The organism is Arthrobacter sp. fls2-241-R2A-200, from assembly GCF_030209745.1.
Classification (GTDB): Bacteria; Actinomycetota; Actinomycetes; order Actinomycetales; family Micrococcaceae; genus Arthrobacter.
Genome location: NZ_JARVRJ010000017.1, coordinates 115,058 through 136,322 on the forward strand (window position 1 = coordinate 115,058; position 21,265 = coordinate 136,322).

Sequence of the window (21,265 nt, forward strand, 5' to 3'; positions counted from 1 at the left end):
CCCATGATCGAGCTCTCCATTGCCAGCGGCATTGCCGAAATAGTCCTCAACATCCCCGAAAAGCTGAACTCGCTGGACGAAGACGCGCTGAGGGAACTGGATAAAGCGTACGACGACGCCGCTGCCGCCGCCTCCCGCGGCGAGGTGCGGGCCCTGTTGCTCCGAGGGGAAGGCCGGGCTTTCTGCGCCGGCCGCGACATAGCTGCAGTCACTCCGGAAACTGATGATGCCCAGGCCTACTTGGGCGGGCTCGTGGAGCCGTTGCTGAAAAAGATGGCTGCGTTCCCGGCGCCCACCTTCGCTGCCGCACATGGTGCGTGCCTCGGCGTTGGTCTTGGGCTGTTGCTGGCCACGGACGTTGTCTATGTGGCGGAAAATGCCAAGTTCGGCTCTCCCTTTGCCAAGCTGGGCGCCACCCTGGACTCCGGCGGGCATTGGTACTTCACGGAGCGGCTGGGCATGCACCGCACCCTGGACTTGATCTACACGGCCGATCTCATCTCGGGCGCCGAAGCCGTGGCTCAGGGGATGTTCAGCCGCGCGATGCCGGCCGACGTGTTGCTCGATGAGACGAGGGCGATTGTTGCTCGCGTTGCTTCCGGCGCAACGGGTGCCTTTGTCGCGTCCAAGGAGCTGGTGGCCCACCTCCGGGATCAGCGCCTTGGCCTGTGGGCTTCAATGGCCGAGGAGAACACCGAGCAGGCGCGTCTGTGCAAAACCGACGATTATGCCGAGGGTTTCCGGGCGTTCCAAGAGAAGCGCGCGCCGGTTTTCAAGGGGTAGTTGGGTCCGCGCATCCTCTGGTCCACACGTCCGCCGGGCCCTGCCGCACGAGGCAGGGCCCGGCGTCGTCCGTTCGCTAGGGGTGGCCCGGCAGGCTTTCGCAGGCGATGAGGTCCTTGTCCGAATCCAAATGCGCAACGTCCCCGTACCAGGGGTAGTACTTGTTGAACCATGCCTGGGCTGCGGACCAATTGTTGAAGCTGGTGCAGTTCACACTGTCACCCGGGTTAGCTGGCGGCTGCGGCGTGGGTGGTGGCGGGGGAGTGACGGGCGGCTGCGGCGCCGGCGGCGGCGTGACCACCGGCGGGGGAGGCGGCGAGCAGTTGTTGCCCGTAATACCGCCGGTGCCCCCGTTCACGGACCGGTACATGAAGGCGGCCATGGCATCCCGGGCCACCGGCTGCAGCGGGTTGTAGGCCCGGCACCCGTAGCCAATGTCCCAGCCTGTGGAAATACCATGTGCTGCGAGCCAGGTGATTTGCTTGTAGAACTGGCTGCTGACCGGAACATCCTGGAACGGCGATGTTCCCGGGGCCGAGAACGTCGGATTGCCTCCGTATCGATAGAGGAAAGCAGCCATCGCATCACGATTCACCGGGGTGAGCGGGCGGAACGTCGTCGTGCCGTTCGATTCTGCCCAACCGGTTGAGATCCCCCTAGCGGCAAGCCAGGTGATTTCCTTATAGAACTGGCTCGACGGCGTGACGTCAGCAAATGGCGATGTGGCCGGGGGCGTGAACACGGGCTTGCCCGCCAAGCGGTACAAGAACGCTGCCATGGCATCGCGGTTGACGGCACTGAGCGGACGATAGGTTCGGGTCCCGTTTGACTCCAACCATCCGGTGGAGATTCCTTGCGATGCGAGCCAGGAAATCTCCGCATTGAATTGCGTGGATCCGTTCACGTCAGTGAAGGAAATAGGTTGCGCCACAGGCGCATCGATGGCGACCGTCGGGACCGCCACCAAGGTGTTCCCGCAACTGCCTTGCAGGGCTGAGGAAAGCGCCGCGGATTCCGCGGAATCCACGGTGAGATGCCACCGGTACTTCACGAGTACCCAGTCCGTCACGTACCGGCAGGATGTGCCTGCCAGCGGGGGCATCCACTCCGCTGGGTCTCGGTCGCCTTTTGCCTGGTTGACATTGTCCGTAACAGCTTCCAATGCCACGTCCAGGCCTAGGTCGTTGGCATAGTCCCGCCGCTGATCTGGCGTCCAGGCGCTCGCGCCGGAACCCCATGCTTCGGCCAGTGGCACCAGGTGGTCGATGTCGACGTCGGACGCATTTGTCCACGTTGCTCCGTCATACCAAGAGTTCCATTGACCGGTTGCCACGGTGCAGCCGGAGCCGAAGGTGACGGGGGCCAGCGACTCCCGCTGGAGCACCTCTGATCGGGTGTCGCAGCCGTTACGGTCCGCGTCGATCCATAACTGGAACTGGTCCCGGGTGTAACCGGCATTTGTTTCGGGTGCGATGGTGAGTGTGGAAAAGAGTGTTGAAACGCTGGCCTCATTCGAGGCGCTCGCGGATTGCGGCAAAAAGACAGCCGCCGATGCGGTCAGCGATAAAATCGCCAACCACGAAAGAGCCTTCGGCATCTGGGTCCCCATATTCGATTAGTGCGCTCTGAGCAGCGCATATCATGGGATCGTACAGCCCCGAGGGAGTTTTAGAAGGAACCTTTCATTCTGGTGACGCGAGCTTCTTTTGCCTACGCTGCGACTAGTCTTGTCAGTTCTTCGAGAAAGTGGTCATTTGTGGCCGCGCTGTAATGGAACGGTTGCCGACCCCACCTGTGTCCCACGGCAGCCAACGGCGCTCCACCGGGGTAATCGATGAACCTGACGCCTGGCGCCTTTTCGATTTCCTTGTAGAGGTCGTAGAGCAGCCGGTTATTCCGATCGAACCACCGTGACCGCGGGAAAGGAACGCCGTCGGTGTCGACGGTCGCCCAATAGACGCGGTTAACGACGATTTTGGAGGGGTCCACGAGGTTAAGGAGCTCTCGAATACCCTCAAGCCGCCTAGCCGTCCCAACAGCGCTCCAGGGTTCGTGACTGAGGGCTGGATCGAATTCAAAACCGGTAGCTTTGAGCTCATTTGATTCTGTGATTGTCGTTCCACCAAGCTCGATGGTGTTCATACGCTCGTCGATGAAGTCGACCACGAGCACGTCGAAATTACCGCCAGACAGGGAGGCGGCAAGGGTCTTCCTGATATCGGAGTGGAGCATACGCTTTTGGAAACCGCTGGTCAGCACGTCAACATCCGGTAGCGCCGCACCAAGCTCAGGCGGCTTCCTAAATGCGCTCCCGATGGATGATCTGGCGACATAGCCCTCAAGTGTGAGTTCGCTGGGCTTTTCGAACGGGTCTCGGGATACGCAGCTCCCGTAAATAAAAACAGAGGTCACCGGCCCAGACTAACAGGAGCCTGATGATTCCGATTTATTAATTCCCCTTTTGCAGCGCATGTGCCGCGACGTACGTCCCCAATTGATCTTTCGAAAGTGCCGAGCTGATGTCGGAGATGGCCGTTGTGTCTGCGACAACAATCGACTGCCCGTCCTGGGAGGTGCCGGTACCAAGGGTCGGCAGTGTGAACATGACCGTGTCGCTGGCTTTTAGGTCCTTCAGGCCCAAGGCCAGGCCGCCCAGCGCAGCAGCGTCAAAGCCTTTGTCCACGCTGATGAATGGTGAGACAGCGCTGACCATGCTGCTGACGGTTACGGGGTTGGTCAGGGTGTTGCGGGCAATTGTTTTGCTGATGATGGCCTTCATGAAGGCCTGCTGATTGCGGACGCGTTGGTAGTCCCCGTCGCTGAACGACTTGCGTTCACGAACGAAAGCTAAGGCTTCGTCGCCGTTCAGCGTCTGCTTGCCTGCTGCGTAGTAGTGACCCTTCATTGGGCCCGACGCCGGAGCGAACGGAATCTTCACGTCTACTTCGACGCCGCCAAGCGCATCTGTGAGGCCCTTGAAACCCTCAAAGTCCATCATGGCTACATGGTCGATGCGCTGCTGGAGCAGGGATTCCACGGTTTGAACCATGAGGGGAACTCCGCCCAAGGCTAGCGCTGCGTTGATTTTTGCTTGGCCATGGCCGGGAATGTCGATCCAGAGGTCCCGCATGAGCGAAACGGCGTAGACGTTCTTACGGTCTGCCGGAATGTGCACCAGCATCAGGGTGTCCGCCCGCTGGTCCGTTGGTGCTTGGGTGGATACATCAAGCCCGCTGGAGCCACGGGTGTCACTGCCCATGACCAGAATGTTTACGGCTGCAGTGCCATTGACAGGCTCGGCTTTCTGGGGCCGGGTTGACTCGTCCGGAAAAGCTGCCTCGATTTTGGTGGTGCCGGAGTTAAAGGTCTGAGCCAGATTGAAGAGGTATCCGCCCCCGATCAAAGCTGCGACGAGAACAGCCGCCGCGAAACCCAAGAGAACGTTTCGGGTGGTCTTACTGGCCTTCTTTTCACGCCGGGGACGGGGTCCTACGGGCGCGTTTTCGGTATCGGTCGGGAGCGTCATGAGTTCCTTGGTGTAGGCAGCAATGACGATTCTAACAAGGGGTACCGATCAAGATCACGAATGAGGCGTCCCGCGAGAGTCCTTCCCGCTCAGGAAATGCCGGCGTACGGAATTTCCTGGGCGGCACCCCAGCGATTGGTAAGGCTTATTGAATACCGGGTTCCGCTGGGTATGGCCGCCGTGCCAACACTAAGCGTCAACGCTTCCAGCTTCGGATTCAAGCCTTGCTTTTGGCCGTATGCCGTATTGGCGTCGGTGAATTCGGAAACTTTCGTGTGGGTGCTCCCGTTCGCGTCGGCCCATGTCACTTGGGCCAAGCCTCCTTCTAGGTTGAAACCTGTCACGTGGATTTGTCCCGTGGCGCCAGAGAAGGTGCTTCCCGTAATCACAGGTTTGGCGTACCCGGAGATGAGCTGATTCTTCAACGGGGTGCCGGTTCCCTTGCACGTGAAGTAGGGGTCCCACATGAAAGAAATGACTTTCTTTGCCGCGCCCATCTGCTGGAGCTGCATGTCCATACGTGGCAAGGTGGTCTGCCCACGGGGTCCTGCGCCGCACGTGTTCCCCGTTGCCGTGGGCGTCATGCCTTCAAGATTGGCCCAGAGGACCGCGCCAGTACCTTCAATGCCTGATGCAGCAGCCCTGAAATAGTCCCCGGTCGGGGCCACGTACTTGCTTTTCCATGAACCATCTCCAACCACGGCTGCTGCGTACGAGTCCACCGGGGCGCTGGCTTCACTGGGCAGGTATGCTCCGCCTTTACCTGTGCCCATCCCATCTTGAATCGCTATGTTCACAACAACCCCACTGGATGTCCCGGCTATTTTTTCGATACCCCTCCGGGCCGTGTCAGGACTGATATCAGCTGCGCCAACCCTTGTGTCCAGGTAAGGACTGATGACGGCGGACCGCGTAGGTAGGTATTTGTGCACCAACTGGTTTTGGCTTTTGTAGAGTTCCAAGATGGGATCGAACACCGGGCTGTCGCTCAACGGCATTTCAATGTGGTGGTAGAAACCTGCGAGTCCTGCAACGTTGTTGACCGCGGCTTGATATTGGAGGAACCGTTCAGTGAACAGGGACAGAGTTCCCATGTAGCTGAGGTCAGGGAGATAGTCGACGTCGGTCCGCTTTACTGGAGCAGGGAGGCCGGCGTAGTAGTGCATTCCTGACCTCGTTGCTGCAGCGGCCAACCCGCCGGTGGTATCCGTGCCCGGAGCTTGGCCGCCTCCGGCTACCACAACGTCGTACCTGCCGTCCGAGGAGTCGCAGCCGTCGCCCGTCGTGGGCAAGACAAAGACGGCGAAGGACCTGCCGTTGTTGAAGATGATCTGATCCCTGGGACACTTCAGGGCAGACCGGCCCCAGCTGTCGCCGTCCAGATAAGTGAAATACCGATTGACAACGATGCCTTTGGTAGCCGGGACCGAGCAATTCTCGCCGCTGACACTACAGTCCGCCGGCAGTGAGTTTGCGGAAGCCGGCGTTAGCAGAGTTCCAAACGTAATCACGGTGTCTCCACCCGCTGCTTTGATGTCTGCCAACTTAGTTCTGCCATCTGAGCTATCAACAGGTGGAGAAATAAAATATCCGCTGATCGGATAGCGCGGCAGGTCCTGGACTTTGGCTGCGCCTGTGAGCGTCTTCGTCACCGGCCCCGGACCCATCCCCACTGCTGCCGCGACCATGAGGGCCGCAAAAAGGGTTATCAACCATCGCTTCTTTCGGGAGCCGTCACGCAGACGGGTCCCGACTTGCCCGAAAAACTTGGGGGGCGTCATTTATTCCTTGATGTCGGGGGCGGCAGAATTGACTCTATTCCATACGATAAACTAACTCGGGTTGCCCTCTGCGGATGGACGTCCCGAGGCCTTTCCTGTTCAGGCGGGCGCTGGATCCGGATGCGGGGCGCGCAAGGATTTACTATGGGGGAACAAATTGATGAGAATCGCGATCACACGCGCTCGAGCGGTAGGTGCTGTCCTACTGCTATCCTTCCTAGGCTTCGCCGGGGTTCAACCGGCCATGGCAACAGATACCAACCCGCCTGCTACATCCGAGCAGCCTGGCGAAAGTGCGTCGCCTGACCCCGGGACAATCGATCCACTACCTATCGATCCACTCCCCGTGCAGCCTGTGCCCTCCGAAGCTCCTGTCGTTGTTCCCACGGAACCCGCACCGGTTCCTGTTGACCCGGCCCCCACACCTGTACCCGATCCCGTTCAACCACCGGTTATTGCTCCAAGTCCGGAACCGGCCGCGCCCGGGCCTGATGCACCAGCCCCAGTTGTTGGTCCCCCTGTACCTTCGGCGCTGCCGACGATTCAGGACGTTGTCCCCACCCAAGACGACAGCGCTGCGTATGTGGAACCTGCTCAACCTGGGGAAGATTCGGCCACAGCGTCAGCGGAGCCCACCCCAACACCCACCCCTCAGGCCACGAAGAAGGCCGCGCCACCCGTGGCCAGTGCCACGATTACGGGCCCGCTGAAGGCTGCGTTGGCTCCAGTCGCTGAGAACAACCCGCTGGTACAGGTCATCACCGTTCTGGTGTTGGTTTTGTTAGGCGTTGCCTACTTCCGAGCCCTGCGCACCAAGGGTGTACGTGGGCCCCGCCTTAACGGCAAGTAGTCCCATGGGCAACTCAATCCCTACGGACAACTCCGCCACGAATCCTGCATCACCCATGCGCGTCATGCTTCTCACGCATTCTTACTGGCCTGAGCACAGCCCACCCCAACGGAGGTGGATGACGCTCACAAGGGAGTTCCGCCGCGCAGGCTGTGTAGTCGATGTAGTGGCGCCTGTTGCGCACTATCCGAACGGGCGAAGAAGCCTCCCCCGTAAAGAGGCGGGAATGGCTTTTTCGAGCCAGCGCGGCCCGTACGGAGAAACCATTCGGCGCGTGCCGTACCTGCGACACCGGGGTACGTCCTCCTTGGCGCGTTTCGTTGATCAGTTCTTTTCGGCCGTCATGTCTGTCCCGGTTGGCCTTCGTGGACGGAAACCGGACGCAATACTGGCAACAGCCCCAAGCCTTCCCACCCTCGCCGCAGGCTTTGCTCTGTCGAGGATCCGGAGAGTGCCCTTAATTGTTGAAATGAGGGACGCTTGGCCCGACCTGGCGCGGGACGCCCGGATAGTGCAGGGCAGCGTTAAAAGCGTTGTGGAACGAGTCGTTGAATTCGTGCAACGCCGTGCTGACCTTGTCGTCACCGTTACTGAGGGCTTCGCAACGACTTTGCGGGAACGCGGCGTCAAAAACGTCGTGACTATCAGCAATGGCCTTGATCTGAAGTCGATTCCATGTTTGCAACCCCCGCCGCTGCACAGGGAGGTTTTCCATGCGTTGTATCTGGGAAACCACGGCAAGAGCCAGCGCCTGGATGTCTTAATCCGCGCCAGCGCACTGCTGGGCGACGGTTTCCACCTCACGCTGGTGGGCCAGGGGTCAAGCCGCCCCCAGTTGGTCAAACTTGCCCGGGAACTCAACGCACCGGTGACTTTCCTTCCCCCGCTGCAAGGTCCTGCGGTGATGGAGAAATACCGGGAGGCGGACACCTGCATAGTTTCTCTGCGCGACGATTGGAAGTCGTTCGAAACGACTGTCCCGTCCAAAACGTACGAGGTCCTTGCTATCGGCCGGCATGTCACTGCAATCGTCAAGGGCGAAGCCCAACGCATCATCCTGGATGCCGGTGGGGGAGATGTGGTGGCTGCCAACCCTGAAGCCGTCGCGCAGCTGTGGCGGGATTTGGCCGCAAACCGGTCCCGATTGGCCGCGAGCACCAGCGGAAGGGAATGGGTACGGGATAATGCTGACTATCCCAACTTGGCAGTCCGCTACATGGAGGCGATCTCGGTGTTGATCCACCGGGATGCGCTGGCCCCAGAAGGTCGTGTCTCGTGATTCAGCTCGTTAAAAATGTGCGTTTGGCTGCGGAGACTGTCTCTGAGCACCTGACCGAGTCTCCGTTCGTGCTTGTGCTCCTCCTATTGCGCAAAATGCCATCGCGTATCGTGCGTCCGATTGCTGGCTTTATTTCTGGGCTGCAGCCCACGAGCGGCCACCCGGTTTTCCTCTTGGCCGCCCACTCAGCGGGTGACCACAAAGGCCTTATTCGACGCTTCGAGAGGTCCTTTGAAAACAAAACCAAGGGTGAGCGGGCGCGGAACAGCGCCGAAGTAGCTATTGCTGCAGGCCTGCCGGAATGGGCGGATACTTTCCTGGAGCTTGCTGCAAACTCAAACGTTGCGCGGCATGCCGCCACTACTGCGAGGCGCCAGTGGTACGCGGGCGAGATGAGCCGCGCCGTCGCTGTTCTCGACGGCGGCTCCGGCAGTGCAGCCAAACTGCGGAACAGGCTCCACGCTGAGTTGCTCGTATTCCAGGGCTGGCGTCCGTCACTGCCGCAGGTGGAAATGATCCTTAAGCCTCAGCGGGTACTGCATTTACTTACAAACTCCGTCCCGCATACGGCGAGCGGTTACGCCCGGCGAGCCCATTCCATTCTCACTGCCCAGCGAGAGGCAGGATGGGAACCTTTGGCCGTGACCAGACTCGGGTATCCGGTCCAAGTAGGGGCCTTGGATGCCAAAAAGCAGGACACCGTGGACGGAGTCCGCTACGTGCGCATCCTTCCCCCTCGGATGGCGCGGACCATGGACGATCGATTGCAGCAGCAAGCGAGCGAACTTCTCCAGATTGCCAGTGATTTCAGACCTGCGGTGCTTCACACGACGACACACTTTGTGAATGGTTTGGTCGCCCGGGAGGTAGCCGATGCCCTCAACATTCCTTGGGTTTATGAAGTCAGGGGCCAACTGGCTGACACATGGGCATCCAGCCGCGGCGAGACCGCACGCAGTAGCGAACGTTACAAGCTCTTCATGGATTGTGAAGGCGATGTCATGCGCTCAGCTGATCTGGTGGTGACGCTCGGGGAAGCCATGAAAAGGAACATCGCGGCCATGGGCGTTCCCGAGGACAAGATCCTAATCAGCCCGAATGCCGTCGGAGGGGCGTATTTGGAAGAGCCAATGGAGTCCCGGCAGGCCCGGCTCCTTCTTGGGCTGGATCCGGATGGACTATACATAGGCACGGTCAGTAGCCTCGTGGGATACGAAGGACTGGACGATCTTGTCACGGCCTTTGGTTACTTGGCGCCACGCCTGCCGGGGTTGAAGCTTGTTGTCGTGGGAGACGGCGTTGCCGCACCGATGCTGCACGACCAAGTCCAGAGGTTGGGACTCGCGGATCGAACTGTCTTTGCTGGTCGGGTACCACCGGAAAAGGCTCGGCTATACCACGCGTCGCTCGACGTTTTTGTCGTTCCTCGCAAGGATCTGGCAGTCACGAGAGCCGTGACACCACTCAAACCCGTCGAGGCGATGGCTTCCGGCCGGCCGATTGTAGTAAGCGACCTTGAGGCCCTGCGTGAGATAGTTAGCGACGAAGTCAACGGCAGGGTGGTCAAAGCCGAGACCCCGACACTATTGGCTGAGGCGTTGATGGACTTGCTCGAAGATGAAGCATTACGCCGACGCCTTGGAAACGCCGGCAGGGAGATGGTCCTGGCCGAGAGGACGTGGCCGGCGAATGCCGCTGCACTAGGCCGGGCTTACGAAAACTTGGGGTCCAAAATATGAGAAGGGTCAGCTGATGTCGGCCAAAAAGGCTTTTTTGCCCGAACCGGCGGTTGTTCAGCCGTTGGCTGTAGACATGCGCCGTTTGACTCGAGTCGGTGCTCGTCCGCGGTTCCTGGATTACTTGGTGCAGCTATGGGACTTCCGGGAATTCATCTATTACGACGCCCGCGCCCGGGTCCAGAGCGGCACTCGCCGCGATCGCCTTGGTAGCGCGTGGTTGCTCCTAAACCCGATCTTCAATGGGTTAACCTATTATGCAATATTTGGAATTCTTCTCCAGACCAGTGGTGGCATTAAGAACTATGTCGGATATCTTGTTATAGGCATTTTTGTCTTTCAAGGTACCTCCGGAGCTATCACTAGTGGTGCGCGGTCAATTCATAGTAATAAGTCAATGGTGGAAGCATTTAACTTTCCGCGGGCAACTCTGCCTATAGGCATGAACATCAGGGAGATCATGGCGAACGTGCCACTGATACTCGGAATGCTCCTTATTATTGTGCTGATCCCTCCGGTCGAAAAGATCACGTGGCTCTGGTTGATGATCATTCCTGCCCTTCTACTTCAGTCTGTCTTTAACTTGGGCGTCGGTTTGATTCTAGCCCGCATCATTTCACGCATTCACGACACCACCCACTTGATTCCATTCTTCATGAGAGCCTGGATGTATGGTTCGGCAATCTTCTACTCATATGATCGATTCATAACTCATCCGACTATCTTGGCCATCGTGAAGATGAATCCTCTATTCAACGTTATAGATATTCTGCGTAATTGTTTGCTTTACGCGCAACCGCCCACATGGCAGTCCTGGGCAACTTTGGCTGTTTGGGCGCTAGGCGCCCTCTTGGCCGGATTACTTTTCTTTTGGCAGGGGGAGGAATCATATGGTCGCGGCTGAGCAGGTTCTTGAAGTCGAAGGGCATCCGTGTGTCGTGGTCGATGGGGCCGCCATGGAGTACAGGGTAGTCACCACAGATTCTGATGCAGCTGCTCAAGAGCGCCGCGATACGAGTCTGTTGAAGCGATTCGGCCGGAGACCGAACACCGTCGTCGTCAGGGCCCTCTACGAACTCTCCTTGGTGGCGGAACGCGGTGAGTCCGTCGGCATCATTGGGCGCAATGGCTCTGGGAAGAGCACGCTCATGAAGTTAATCAGTGGCCAGGTGCGCCCTACGTCGGGCGCTGTATTTGCGTCAAGCACGCCCATCATGCTTGGCGTGAATGCTGCTCTCATGCCAGATCTGTCAGGTCACCAGAATGTAGTCCTCGGATGCTTGGCCATGGGAATGAGTCGGCGCGAAGTTGACGATAAGTTCCCGAGTATCGTCGAACTTTGCGGGCTTGAGGACTCCATTTACTTACCCATGAAATCCTACTCATCTGGTATGGCGTCGCGGTTACGCTTCGCCATCGCAGCCAGTATCGACCCCGAAATCCTGTTGGTAGACGAGGCGCTGAACACCGGCGACGCGCAGTTCGGTAACCGGAGTAAACGGCGAATGGATCAGTTGCGAGGACAGGCTGGCTGCGTCTTCTTGGTAAGTCACTCGCTTGAAACCATTACGAATATGTGTAGCCGGGTGATTTGGCTGGATAAAGGCCACCTCATAATGGATGGGGATCCGTCGGACACTGTCCGTGCTTATCAAGATTTTACCGGTCATTTAGCGAAGGGCAACAACTTGTCTGCCGCACGGGTCAGGGACGAAGCTCGGGCGGCCCTCCAAACGACTCAGATACTGGCACGGAGCAAAATGCACCGGAGCCGACGTTGAGGTGGACTTTGCGGGACGTGAGGACAGCATTTTGGCATTTCCGCAAGGGGGGCGCGGCCCAAACGCGGATTTGGCTGCGGCGGCGTAAATCGCAGCATGCTGATAGGGCGCGAAGTGCGACTGCACGCTTTGCGTCGCGTCCAGAAGGGCCCTTACTTAGCTTCGAGCCGTTCGAGTATCCACGCCGAGATGCTCGACGTAGTGACCTTAGAGTTGGTGTAATTTTAGATGATTTTTCCATCTCAGCGTTTGCTTACGAATGGGACCTCGTTCCACTCAAAAGAGACACATGGCGTCAGGTGCTTGGAGAGCGTGCTGTCGACTTCCTCTTCGTAGAATCCGCGTGGAGCGGTAACGGGGGGTCCTGGAAGTATCAACTAACGGGTTCCAGCGGTCCTAAGCCTGAGTTCTTGGCTCTCTTGAGTTGGTGCCGCCAGAATGACATACCTACGGTTTTTTGGAATAAAGAGGATCCACCCCACTTTGATGACTTTCTGTTGGCCGCAAAAGAGTTTGATGTGGTCTTTACCACGGATGAAAATAAGATATCGGACTACCATCGCGCCCTCGGACATAATCGAATTCGTGTGCTCCCGTTTGCGGCCCAACCGGCCATCCACAATCCGATCCGGCCGCCCAAGGGAAGGCATGCCCGTGATGTAGCCTTCGCAGGAATGTATTTTGCGCATAAGTATCCGGAGCGTCGTGAACAACTGCGGCTCCTTCTGGATGGCGCTATCGCGGGGTCAAAAGGCTCTGGTAGTGGGTTGGAAATATTCTCTCGTCAACTTGGTGGCGACCCTGAATATCAATTCCCGCCACCCTATAGCTCTCAAGTCGTGGGTTCGCTCACTTATGAGCAGATGCTCACAGCGTATAAGGCGTACAAGGTCTTTCTAAACGTCAATTCCGTCATCACGTCTCCTAGCATGTGTGCGCGACGCATATTTGAGATCACGGCGTCGGGCACGCCAGTTGTAACCACGGACAGTCCGGCGCTCGCGCGGTTCTTCCCTCAAGGGGAAATGCAAAGTGTGTCAACCTCCGAGGAGGCTGCAAACGTGATCCAGTCTCTGTTGCGAAGCGCGGAACTAAACGACCGCTCCGTCCACGTGGCCCAGCGTCGGATATGGGCCGAACATACATACTCCCACCGAGCCGAGGAGGTAGTTCGCGCGATCATGCCTGACAAGCAACAGCCCGTAAACCTTCCTCCCGTGAGTGCTCTCGTGTCAACCATGAGACCGCATCAGCTTGAACATGTGTTCAAAACCATTGGATCGCAACGCGACGTGAAGGTAGAACTCGTCCTGCTGACTCATGGGTTCAGTCCTGATAGCTATGCAATTGACCGGCTGAAGACGAAGTACGGGGTTAAGGATTTGATCCTCCTTGAGGAGCCGAAGAGCACCAGTCTAGGGTCGTGCCTCAATATGTGCGTCTCGTCTTCCAGCCACCCGGTGCTGACCAAGATGGACGACGACGACTACTACGGTCCGAGTTACTTGCGGGATCAATTGAATGCGCTGAATTACTCTGGCGCCGACGTCGTGGGAAAGCTCGCCCACTTCATGTACATATCGAGCCGTAACGCGGCTTTGTACCGGTTTGGGCACATGGAGCACCGTTTCAGCCACATGGTGATGGGTCCAACGATCATGGCAAAACGGGAAACTTTCGAGCAGCATCGATTCGGAGATCAAAGCCGTGGAGAGGACACCCAGTTCCTCCAGGCGGTGGCTACGGCGGGCGGAAAAATCTATTCTTCCGACCGTTATAACTATTACCAATTCAGAAGCGGTTCGGGTCACACATGGGATGCCTCGGATGATGAATTACTCGCCTCCGGAGAAGTTCGCTTCTGGGGCAACCCTGAAGAGCACGTCACAATCTAGAAAAAAGAACAAAAAATGTGGGGAGCATTGAGTTGAATACCATTAATCGCGTAGCAGTCATCGGCTTGGGGTATATCGGTCTGCCAACGGCAGCCATCTTGGCGACAAACGGAGTGGAGGTCATCGGTGTTGATGTAAACCAGCGCACCGTGGATGCAGTGAACGCAGGCCAAGTCCCCTTTGTCGAACCGGACCTTGGAGTTCACGTGGCAGGTGCGGTGAGTCAGGGCCACCTGAGCGCCAGCACTGCGACGCCTCGCGCTGACGCTTACATTGTGGCCGTGCCCACGCCGTTCAAGGACGATCGTTCCGCAGATCTGAGCTATATCGAAGCCGCTGCCAGAGGCATCGCACCACAACTGCAGGGTGGCGAGCTCCTGATCCTTGAATCTACTTCCCCTCCGGGAGCCACTCAACATATGGCCGACTACATCCTCAACTTGCGCCCAGACCTAAGCTTCGGTGACGAGGACTCCAAGCCAGGGATCCTCGTCGCGCACTGCCCTGAGCGAGTTCTGCCCGGTAGAGTCATGATCGAGCTCGTGACGAATGACAGAATTGTTGGAGGACTAACTCCTGAGGCCGCAGAAAAGGCCAAGCATCTTTATGCACTGTTTTGCCAAGGCGAGATTCTCACGACGGACGCCGTGACCGCTGAAATGGCTAAGCTCGTGGAGAATTCTTATCGAGATGTCAACATTGCTTTTGCAAACGAGCTTTCGATCATCAGCGACAAGTTGGGTATTGATGTATGGGAGCTTATCCGCTTAGCGAACCATCACCCGCGTGTGAATATCCTTCAGCCAGGGCCCGGTGTCGGAGGCCATTGCATCGCTGTCGACCCTTGGTTCATCGTCGCAGCAGCGCCCGACGAGTCGCGACTGATTCGGACAGCCCGAGAGGTCAATGATTCAAAGCCGAAATGGGTCTTCACCCAAGTAGTGTCCGCATTGGCGGACCTCCCAGCCGGAGCGGAGGTCTGTGTCTTGGGACTTGCCTTCAAAGCTAACATCGACGACCTACGCGAGTCACCAGCCATTGAGATCGCCGCTCACCTGTCCGCTGCCTTGGAAGATCGCCGCATAAATGTAGCTGAGCCCCACGTGGAGGAATTGCCCAAACAGCTTGCCGGACGCAAGAACATTGAGCTGGTTTCCATTGAGGAATCGATTCGTCGTTCTGCTGTAGTGGTTGTATTGGTGGATCACGACGCTGTCAAGTCGATTTCGCCCGAACTCCTCGTAGGAAAGACAGTCATAGACACCCGTGGGGCGCTGTCACTTGGAGCTCACCCAGCAACAATTGCCGTTTAGCGCGGCACCCTTTGAGAGATGCTTGCGTACCGAGCGAAGACATGAGAGCAGAATGACCCGACCTAGAAATATTGATCCGAAGGTTCACGCGATCACCGGTTACCCCTCTATTGGGGCGTTCCTTGCTGCCAGGAACATTACGGGCGGTTATCACGTAATTGACCACGGTGGCCTGCCCATCGACGTTCTTGTCCAGAATCGGGGGCATCGGACGACGGCCGTTTTTCTGCACGGTGCTGTCCAATCGGAGTATAGGTTGCCCATGATTGCCGGCTTGGGCGTCTCCCGAGATGTAGACGTTAACAGAGTCTTCATCTCTGATCCCAGCCTGATCCTCAGCCCGACGATGAACCTCGGTTGGTACGCGGGCAACTCGCAGCAGCGACTTCAACAGATCCTTCAAGACGTTATTGCAAAGATTGCATCGAGTTTCGGTAGCGAGAAACTTGTCTTCTTCGGTACCTCTGGCGGCGGCTTCGCCTCGCTTTACTATTCGTCGCAGTTCCCTGGCTCCATGGCGATTGTCGCCAATCCCCAGACGAATATTGCGCGGTATGAACCTGAGCCCGTATCAAACTTTGCAGAGGTTTGCTTCGGGGTCAGCGGTATTGATCCGATGGATCGGTTGCCGCATAGTGTGACCACCGATCTCGTGAAGATCTACAGTAAACCACTCGAAAATACTGTTGCTTATATGCAAAACAGTACCGACCGATTTCATATTGATGCTCACCATGACCCTTTTGTGAAGAATCTTCACTACAGCAACGAAGTATTTGAATTGTTGGGTGACGATTGGGGAGATGGCCATGCTGCTCCTCCCAAGGGGTTGATCACAGATGTATTGAAGGTGGCGGCAGATGATGACTGGCAGGCCGGTCTGCAGGGGCTCGGGTTCGCCCGGTCTGATGCGACGGGCTCAGATTCGGCTGTCCGCCAGGGACGACGGGTGCAGGCCTAGCAGGAAGAACACCTACATACGCTAGCCGCAGACTGAATACTAGCCTTTAGCGGTTGGAAATTTGCGGCTCAGCGAATGCCAAGACCGACAAACGTGCACAACCGAATACCGAACCGTTCGATGCAACAACCGACTTTCACGGAGCATTGCCCAAATGTTGAAATCTAGAAAAGACTCACCGCTGACAAGATTTGTCCGAACGCCCAGAGGGATTCTCGGTTTGGCGATCGGTGCCCTGATTTTCGCGGGGGGCCTGACTTTCTTCCTTGAAGCGGAGAAATTAGGTATGCTCCTAGTTATACTCGGTCTCGCAATCGCCGTGCCGGTGCTCTTCGAGGGAACCTATACAGTTCGACGTTCTCTGGTTGGCGTGCGAAATGTCGTTCAGAAGACGGCCGAGCGGACAAGCGGTATATCTAACATCGCTAGGTCAAGCGACCTAATAGAAAAACGAGTCGGCCTTACTGCGGCCAGTCTTGCAGAGGTCGTAGCTGCATCGAGCCAACCAAAGCCGGCCACAGTCACTGAATCCCCATTGCCTCTCGAGCAGATCCGGGACTGGGTCGGAATGACGCGGCATTCGGTTGGGCGAAACGTCTCCATCGCCGCAGCCTCAGGGCTGTTCGAGTCCCTCAGCAGACACATGCCGACGACGGCGGTCCACATAGGATCTGGAACCTCAACGGCGTGGGTAGCCAATTGCTTGGCGCACCTCCAACCGAGACCATGTCAAATTGTTGGCCTCGTCGAGACGGAAAGCGAAGTTGAGGCGTTCGGGCTCGTGGCCGGCGCGGCATCTTCAGACGATTCTGTGAGTTGCAGAATCTTGCCTTCGAGCCCCGCCGCAGCTGCGTCCCTTTCCGGTATATCGGCGCACTCGACGGACATGGTGCTCATTGATTATGGCGGCTTGACTTCCGGCACGGTACTAACGGATTGTATCCCCGCGCTTTACTTTCGCTGGCTTCGTCCGAAAACTCCAGTGGTTATTGTTGATTCCGCTGGAATAGATGTCCGACCTGCTGTGCAGTCATTTCTAGAGGTCCATTCAAGCTTCTATGTGAAGTACATTTCGAAGTCGTACAACTATGCAGAACTGATTGGAGCGTGAGCGTTATGGATTCTACTGACGTCCACCTAGGCCTCTATAACCTGGTAAGTGGTTCATTTGGCCAAGAGATCTCCTATGGTCTGCCAAAGTCCCCGAGAGAACTTCCGTCAGTGGGTGTGATCCTGGATGAGTTCTCAACACAGTGCTTCTCACCGGAAGCCCGTCTGTGGCCGATTTCTACACGCGACTTTACTGAGGCGTTGGATAGACTTCGTCCCGAGGTTATGCTGATTGAGTCCGCATGGAATGGTAATGATGGTGACTGGGCTTACCATATCACTGGCCCCAATGGTCCAAGGCCAGCGTTCTACTCACTGATCCAGGCTTGTCGGTCAAGGGGAATACCTACGGTTTTCTGGAACAAAGAAGACCCGCCCCATTTCGATGAGTTTTTGCCCGCGGCCAAGGAATTTGATGTGATTCTCACATCTGAAGAATCGCTTATTCCTGCTTATTCTGGTGCAGCCGGCCATGAGAATGTCGCGACTCTTCCGTTTGCGGCGCAGCCACGAATTCACCGACCACTGCGCGATCCTCAATCAAGAGTTGGTAATGTCGCGTTCGCAGGCCAGTACTTTGCCCATAAGTTCCCTGAGCGGCGCGACCAGATGAGTCTCCTGTTCCCTCCGTCGGCGGAACTGGGTCTGTCGATCTACTCCCGCGCTCTTGGCGGCGATCCAAATTACGCATTTCCTGAGCCCTACGCTGAATTTGTGGTAGGCTCCCTGCCTTATGAAGCAATGATTCGCGCCTATGGCCACCATAAAGTTTTTCTAAACGTAAATTCGGTGCCTCAGTCTAAGAGCATGTGTGCCCGACGCATATTTGAACTGAGTAGCAGTAAAACAGCAGTCGTCAGTGTTGAGTCCGAGGCCATCTCGGGTGCTTACGCGTCTGATGAGGTGTTTACGGTAAGTACACAACCGGAGGCTAAAGAAGTGATCGGACGCCTTGTGCGGGACGATCTATTCCGTGAACGCGCGACTCATAGGGCTTGGCGCCGTACACTCAAGCAGCATACCTACGCCCATAGGATGCAGCAGATTTACTCCATCGCGGGCCTTCAATGGAATGTGCCTGAGGATAGCGTCACGGCTTTGCTGGTGGCGTCCTCATTGCCTGCTTTGGATCGACTCATCAGTCAAGCAAGAGAGCAAGCGGTCGAACTAGAAGACTTGGTGGTCGTCGCTCCAGCCGGACCTGAGGCTTCCGAGATTCGTGCCCTGTTGAAGCGACGGGGACTTGCTGACACCATTACGGTATTGCGGTCATCCGGCGATATCGATGGGTATCGACCCGCGTCCCAATTCGTCGTCGTCTTTTCCGAGGCGTTTGATTATGCTCCGAATTACGTCGGGGATCTCAGACTGTACACGCTTCATGACAGTAAGCTCCGCGTTACGGGTAAAGCGATCACAGCAAGTTCCCATAAACCAGACACGGCCTACCTGGGAAATACTTGGCCTGAAGATACAGAACGTTTGAGTATACTCGCGGGCGCCTGGATTGCTCCATCGTCCTCCGCTCACTGGAAGGCTCTCTTGAAGCATGAAGTGGCTGCCCCCGGGTCGATGTTCGAGTCTTGTGATTTGATGTCGGTCGCTGACCGATTCAACGTTCGCAAGGTTTCTTCCAGTTCAGACCCGTCGTGGACGGTTTAGGGGATCATCATGAGAATAGCTTTGTTTGATGGCATAGTCGAAACCCATGTTGCCAGCTCCCTTGAGCGGGCTCTGGTTGCCGCTGGCCACAGCGTACTGAACACAGGAAAGGTCGGCCACGGGTACAAATTTGCTACGGGGCCGGGCCAGTTGCATGTTTTGAATACGACCCTGGACAAGGTTATCGACTTTCGTCCTGACGTTATCTTCGTATTCAGACCCGCGAGCCTGCCTATGCCGTTGCTTGAGAGAGCAAAACGGACCGGAGCGCGGCTAGTCGCTTGGCTTTCCGACGACCCAGTTTTGTGGGACCTCTCATACGGGCCTGTCGTTGAGAGCTACGATGTGGTTCTTCACTGCGGCACGGCTAGGGTCCTGGAGTTCTACGAGTCCATGTTTGGACGCCCTACAGGCGTAAACTTCCCCTTCTGGACGGACCAAACTGCTTTTCCTTACGTGTTTGGCTCACAGCCGCGAGAGTCTGACGCGATTTTTCTCGGTAATGTCCACGATGAGGTGCGCCGTACGAGGTACTTCGATCTGGGTTCCCTCACATCGAGTATCCGCATTCACGGCAATGTTGGGCGAGATTACTACCACATCGGTGGCGGATTTCTGGATAGCGATCAGGAAGTGGTTGAGGCTGGAGCCAGAACTGGCCTGGCGATAAACATCCCACAGTACTTCCGAGACCATCAAGGCCTGGAAACGTGGTTTGAGGGTCTCGATAAGCTGGGCTTCTTCCAGTATCCAAGCCGCGTTATCCAGTATGCCGCGATGGGTATCCCCATCGTGTCGGTTGTACCCGATGCGCATGACCTGGCTTCGTTCCCGGAGATTGTTTGTGTTGACTCGATTACTCAAGTTGATGCTACTGTTCAGTCCTTGCTCGCCTCCGGATCGCTCGAGAGCCTAAGCCGCTCCACGCACGACCGTTTCCTTCGTAACTATTCGGCCGCCTCTCGTGTAATGGCGCTTGAATCGGTCCTTTCTGACGATTCATGGACAACCTTGAACGCCACCGAGCGGAGTCTGTGGTTCACCCAATTCGACGCACTGCAGGCTGGCCGCGAGGACCATGAGCCGGTTCGACCGGGGGACAAAATAATTCCCCGCGAACGCGTCGAGGTAAGCCCCACTGTCAAAGCTCGTTCTATCGCGGTACTTGGCGTTGGATTCAGACGAGTGACATCGACGTCTTCTGTCGCCATGCGTGCGCTGCGCACACTGGGGCACACCGTGGAAGCTTTGGATCTTGCCCAGTACAAGAACGTCTTAGTCCCGGACCCCAATGGCGAGTTTAAGTTCGTAATCAATGCCTCCAAGTTTGTTCAGTCGGTCGATGAGCTGCCAAACCTCTTGATTATTTCGGGACTCGACTGCGGTATCACCCAAGCAGGACGTGACCACCTGGCCGACAGAGGCGTGCGAGTGGCAGTTATCGGCGCGGAGTATGCCAACGGTGGGGAGAAGGTCAAACGTCTCGCCTCCAGAGTCGACTACCTCGGGCTATTGAACGAAACCGTCGCGGACGGGTTGGTAGGGGACGGCTTCGAAACCGTAGAACATCTGCCCCATCTCGCAGATCGTTCATTCCGCATAGCGACGGATCGAGTGAGAGAGCGACGACAGCGAGTGGTGGTGGCAGGCAAACGCAGGCTACATTTCTCCAAGCAGGCTGCTGCTTTCCGTGACGTTGCCGACTGGCCTTCACTTGAACTCTTTTTCGAAGAATCACCTGAGGAATTCGGTGATCTCCAATCACTGGCCGAAGCTCTTAAGTCCACCGTCGTCCTTGCCCCGTTCGATGCGAGCGTACCGGGCCCTCTTCCCTCAGAAGCGCTGCCGTTTGCATTGGCTTCAGGAGCCTTGGTGGTCGTACCCCGTGGTGTGGGGACCATGAATATCTGCCCTGCTGGTGTTGCTTCCATCTCTGTTCGGGAAAGAGGTGAGCTCGCAATGAAGCTTGCCAGGCTTTCCTCTTCTAAAGCGAACACTTCTAGAATTCTGGCTGCGGCCCGCGAGATGGTTTCTGGACCATTGAACGCAGAACGACGCTTTGAGAGCCTTGTAGATAGGGTGTTCCCCGAGAAAGCGTCACAAGTAACACAGGATCAATCGTCCGTCTCTTTGGTGGGCAGCGCCGAAGACGGTGGCGGCTGCGTTCTAGGTCATCACCGACGTTCCATCACAATCACCCATGACCAGATTCCAGGTAAAGGAACGGACTTGGTAGTGACAATTAACCACGGCGTTAGCTTGGAGTCAGCCGGCATGTACAAACTGGTGGTCAACGTGGGCGGATCAGCCGCATACATGGAGGTACTCAGGCAGTCGCCGGTCACTCGTAATGTGCGAATCCATGTTCCAAGAAGTCAGAGTGCTCCCGAGGTTACCATCGCTATCGTTGCTGCTTCAAAGTCTTTGAAAATTCGGCCCATGGCGTTTCCTACTGCGGAAATCATGGACTTGGGTTGGGCGGACTCGCTTGAAAATGTCAATGCCCTAGTGGCCGTATCGAACTCAGCCTGGGGTTCTGGCTATGGGTCCACAGCGCAATAAATAGACAAGATTTCCGGCCCAAAACA

Annotated in this window: 16 protein-coding genes; 12 read left to right on the forward strand and 4 right to left on the reverse strand. The window is 57.0% G+C overall.

Features of this window, described 5'->3' with window-relative positions; translation table 11 throughout:
• Nucleotides 1-3: 3 nt before the first annotated feature.
• On the forward strand, nucleotides 4-783 hold the full coding sequence (locus QRN42_RS16315) for an enoyl-CoA hydratase/isomerase family protein (protein WP_284980185.1): 780 nt from the start codon (nucleotides 4-6) through the stop codon (nucleotides 781-783).
• A 76-nt stretch (nucleotides 784-859) separates the two neighbouring features.
• On the opposite strand, the gene QRN42_RS16320 is transcribed toward QRN42_RS16315, so the two are convergent.
• The 4 genes from QRN42_RS16320 to QRN42_RS16335 all read right to left on the reverse strand — a co-directional run bounded on the left by QRN42_RS16320 (nucleotide 860) and on the right by QRN42_RS16335 (nucleotide 6,090).
• A complete protein-coding gene (locus QRN42_RS16320; protein ID WP_284980186.1) occupies nucleotides 860-2,380 on the reverse strand; it encodes an S-layer homology domain-containing protein in 1,521 nt (506 codons plus the stop codon).
• 113 nt (nucleotides 2,381-2,493) lie between these two features.
• Nucleotides 2,494-3,195 (reverse strand): DUF6270 domain-containing protein, encoded by a 702-nt coding sequence (locus QRN42_RS16325; RefSeq protein ID WP_284980187.1) that lies wholly within the window; start codon nucleotides 3,193-3,195, stop codon nucleotides 2,494-2,496.
• Between the two features lie 37 nt (nucleotides 3,196-3,232).
• Nucleotides 3,233-4,309 (reverse strand): LCP family protein, encoded by a 1,077-nt coding sequence (locus QRN42_RS16330; RefSeq protein WP_284980188.1) that lies wholly within the window; start codon nucleotides 4,307-4,309, stop codon nucleotides 3,233-3,235.
• Between the two features lie 89 nt (nucleotides 4,310-4,398).
• Entirely contained in the window at nucleotides 4,399-6,090 is a 1,692-nt protein-coding gene (locus QRN42_RS16335; RefSeq protein ID WP_284980189.1) for a hypothetical protein, read from the reverse strand.
• A gap of 679 nt (nucleotides 6,091-6,769) precedes the next feature.
• Here QRN42_RS16335 and QRN42_RS16340 point away from each other — a divergent pair.
• The 11 genes from QRN42_RS16340 to QRN42_RS16390 all read left to right on the forward strand — a co-directional run bounded on the left by QRN42_RS16340 (nucleotide 6,770) and on the right by QRN42_RS16390 (nucleotide 21,239).
• The gene (locus QRN42_RS16340; protein ID WP_284980190.1) at nucleotides 6,770-6,940 is read left to right on the forward strand and encodes a hypothetical protein; all 171 of its coding nucleotides are present in this window, start codon (nucleotides 6,770-6,772) and stop codon (nucleotides 6,938-6,940) included.
• Between the two features lie 118 nt (nucleotides 6,941-7,058).
• Entirely contained in the window at nucleotides 7,059-8,219 is a 1,161-nt protein-coding gene (locus QRN42_RS16345) for a glycosyltransferase family 4 protein (RefSeq protein ID WP_284980191.1), read from the forward strand.
• Between the two features lie 17 nt (nucleotides 8,220-8,236).
• Nucleotides 8,237-9,958: a glycosyltransferase family 4 protein gene (locus tag QRN42_RS16350; protein ID WP_284980307.1), complete on the forward strand. Its 1,722-nt coding sequence runs from the start codon at nucleotides 8,237-8,239 to the stop codon at nucleotides 9,956-9,958.
• 13 nt (nucleotides 9,959-9,971) lie between these two features.
• Nucleotides 9,972-10,859: an ABC transporter permease gene (locus tag QRN42_RS16355; RefSeq protein WP_284980192.1), complete on the forward strand. Its 888-nt coding sequence runs from the start codon at nucleotides 9,972-9,974 to the stop codon at nucleotides 10,857-10,859.
• Nucleotides 10,846-11,736: an ABC transporter ATP-binding protein gene (locus tag QRN42_RS16360; protein ID WP_284980193.1), complete on the forward strand. Its 891-nt coding sequence runs from the start codon at nucleotides 10,846-10,848 to the stop codon at nucleotides 11,734-11,736. Before QRN42_RS16355 ends, QRN42_RS16360 begins: the two co-directional genes overlap by 14 nt.
• A 410-nt stretch (nucleotides 11,737-12,146) precedes the next feature.
• Nucleotides 12,147-13,631 (forward strand): glycosyltransferase family protein, encoded by a 1,485-nt coding sequence (locus QRN42_RS16365; protein WP_284980194.1) that lies wholly within the window; start codon nucleotides 12,147-12,149, stop codon nucleotides 13,629-13,631.
• A gap of 32 nt (nucleotides 13,632-13,663) precedes the next feature.
• On the forward strand, nucleotides 13,664-14,944 hold the full coding sequence (gene wecC / locus QRN42_RS16370) for a UDP-N-acetyl-D-mannosamine dehydrogenase (protein ID WP_284980195.1): 1,281 nt from the start codon (nucleotides 13,664-13,666) through the stop codon (nucleotides 14,942-14,944).
• Nucleotides 14,945-15,206: 262 nt separating this feature from the next.
• Nucleotides 15,207-15,905, forward strand: a complete 699-nt coding sequence (locus QRN42_RS16375) for a hypothetical protein (RefSeq protein ID WP_284980196.1) — start codon at nucleotides 15,207-15,209, stop codon at nucleotides 15,903-15,905.
• 220 nt (nucleotides 15,906-16,125) lie between these two features.
• Nucleotides 16,126-17,016 carry a hypothetical protein gene (locus QRN42_RS16380; protein ID WP_284980197.1) on the forward strand — a complete coding sequence of 297 codons (891 nt, stop codon included), beginning with the start codon at nucleotides 16,126-16,128 and terminating at the stop codon, nucleotides 17,014-17,016.
• Nucleotides 17,017-17,021: 5 nt separating this feature from the next.
• A complete protein-coding gene (locus QRN42_RS16385) occupies nucleotides 17,022-18,677 on the forward strand; it encodes a CgeB family protein (protein WP_284980198.1) in 1,656 nt (551 codons plus the stop codon).
• A 9-nt stretch (nucleotides 18,678-18,686) separates the two neighbouring features.
• Nucleotides 18,687-21,239: a CgeB family protein gene (locus QRN42_RS16390; protein WP_284980199.1), complete on the forward strand. Its 2,553-nt coding sequence runs from the start codon at nucleotides 18,687-18,689 to the stop codon at nucleotides 21,237-21,239.
• The last annotated feature ends 26 nt before the right edge of the window (nucleotides 21,240-21,265 follow it).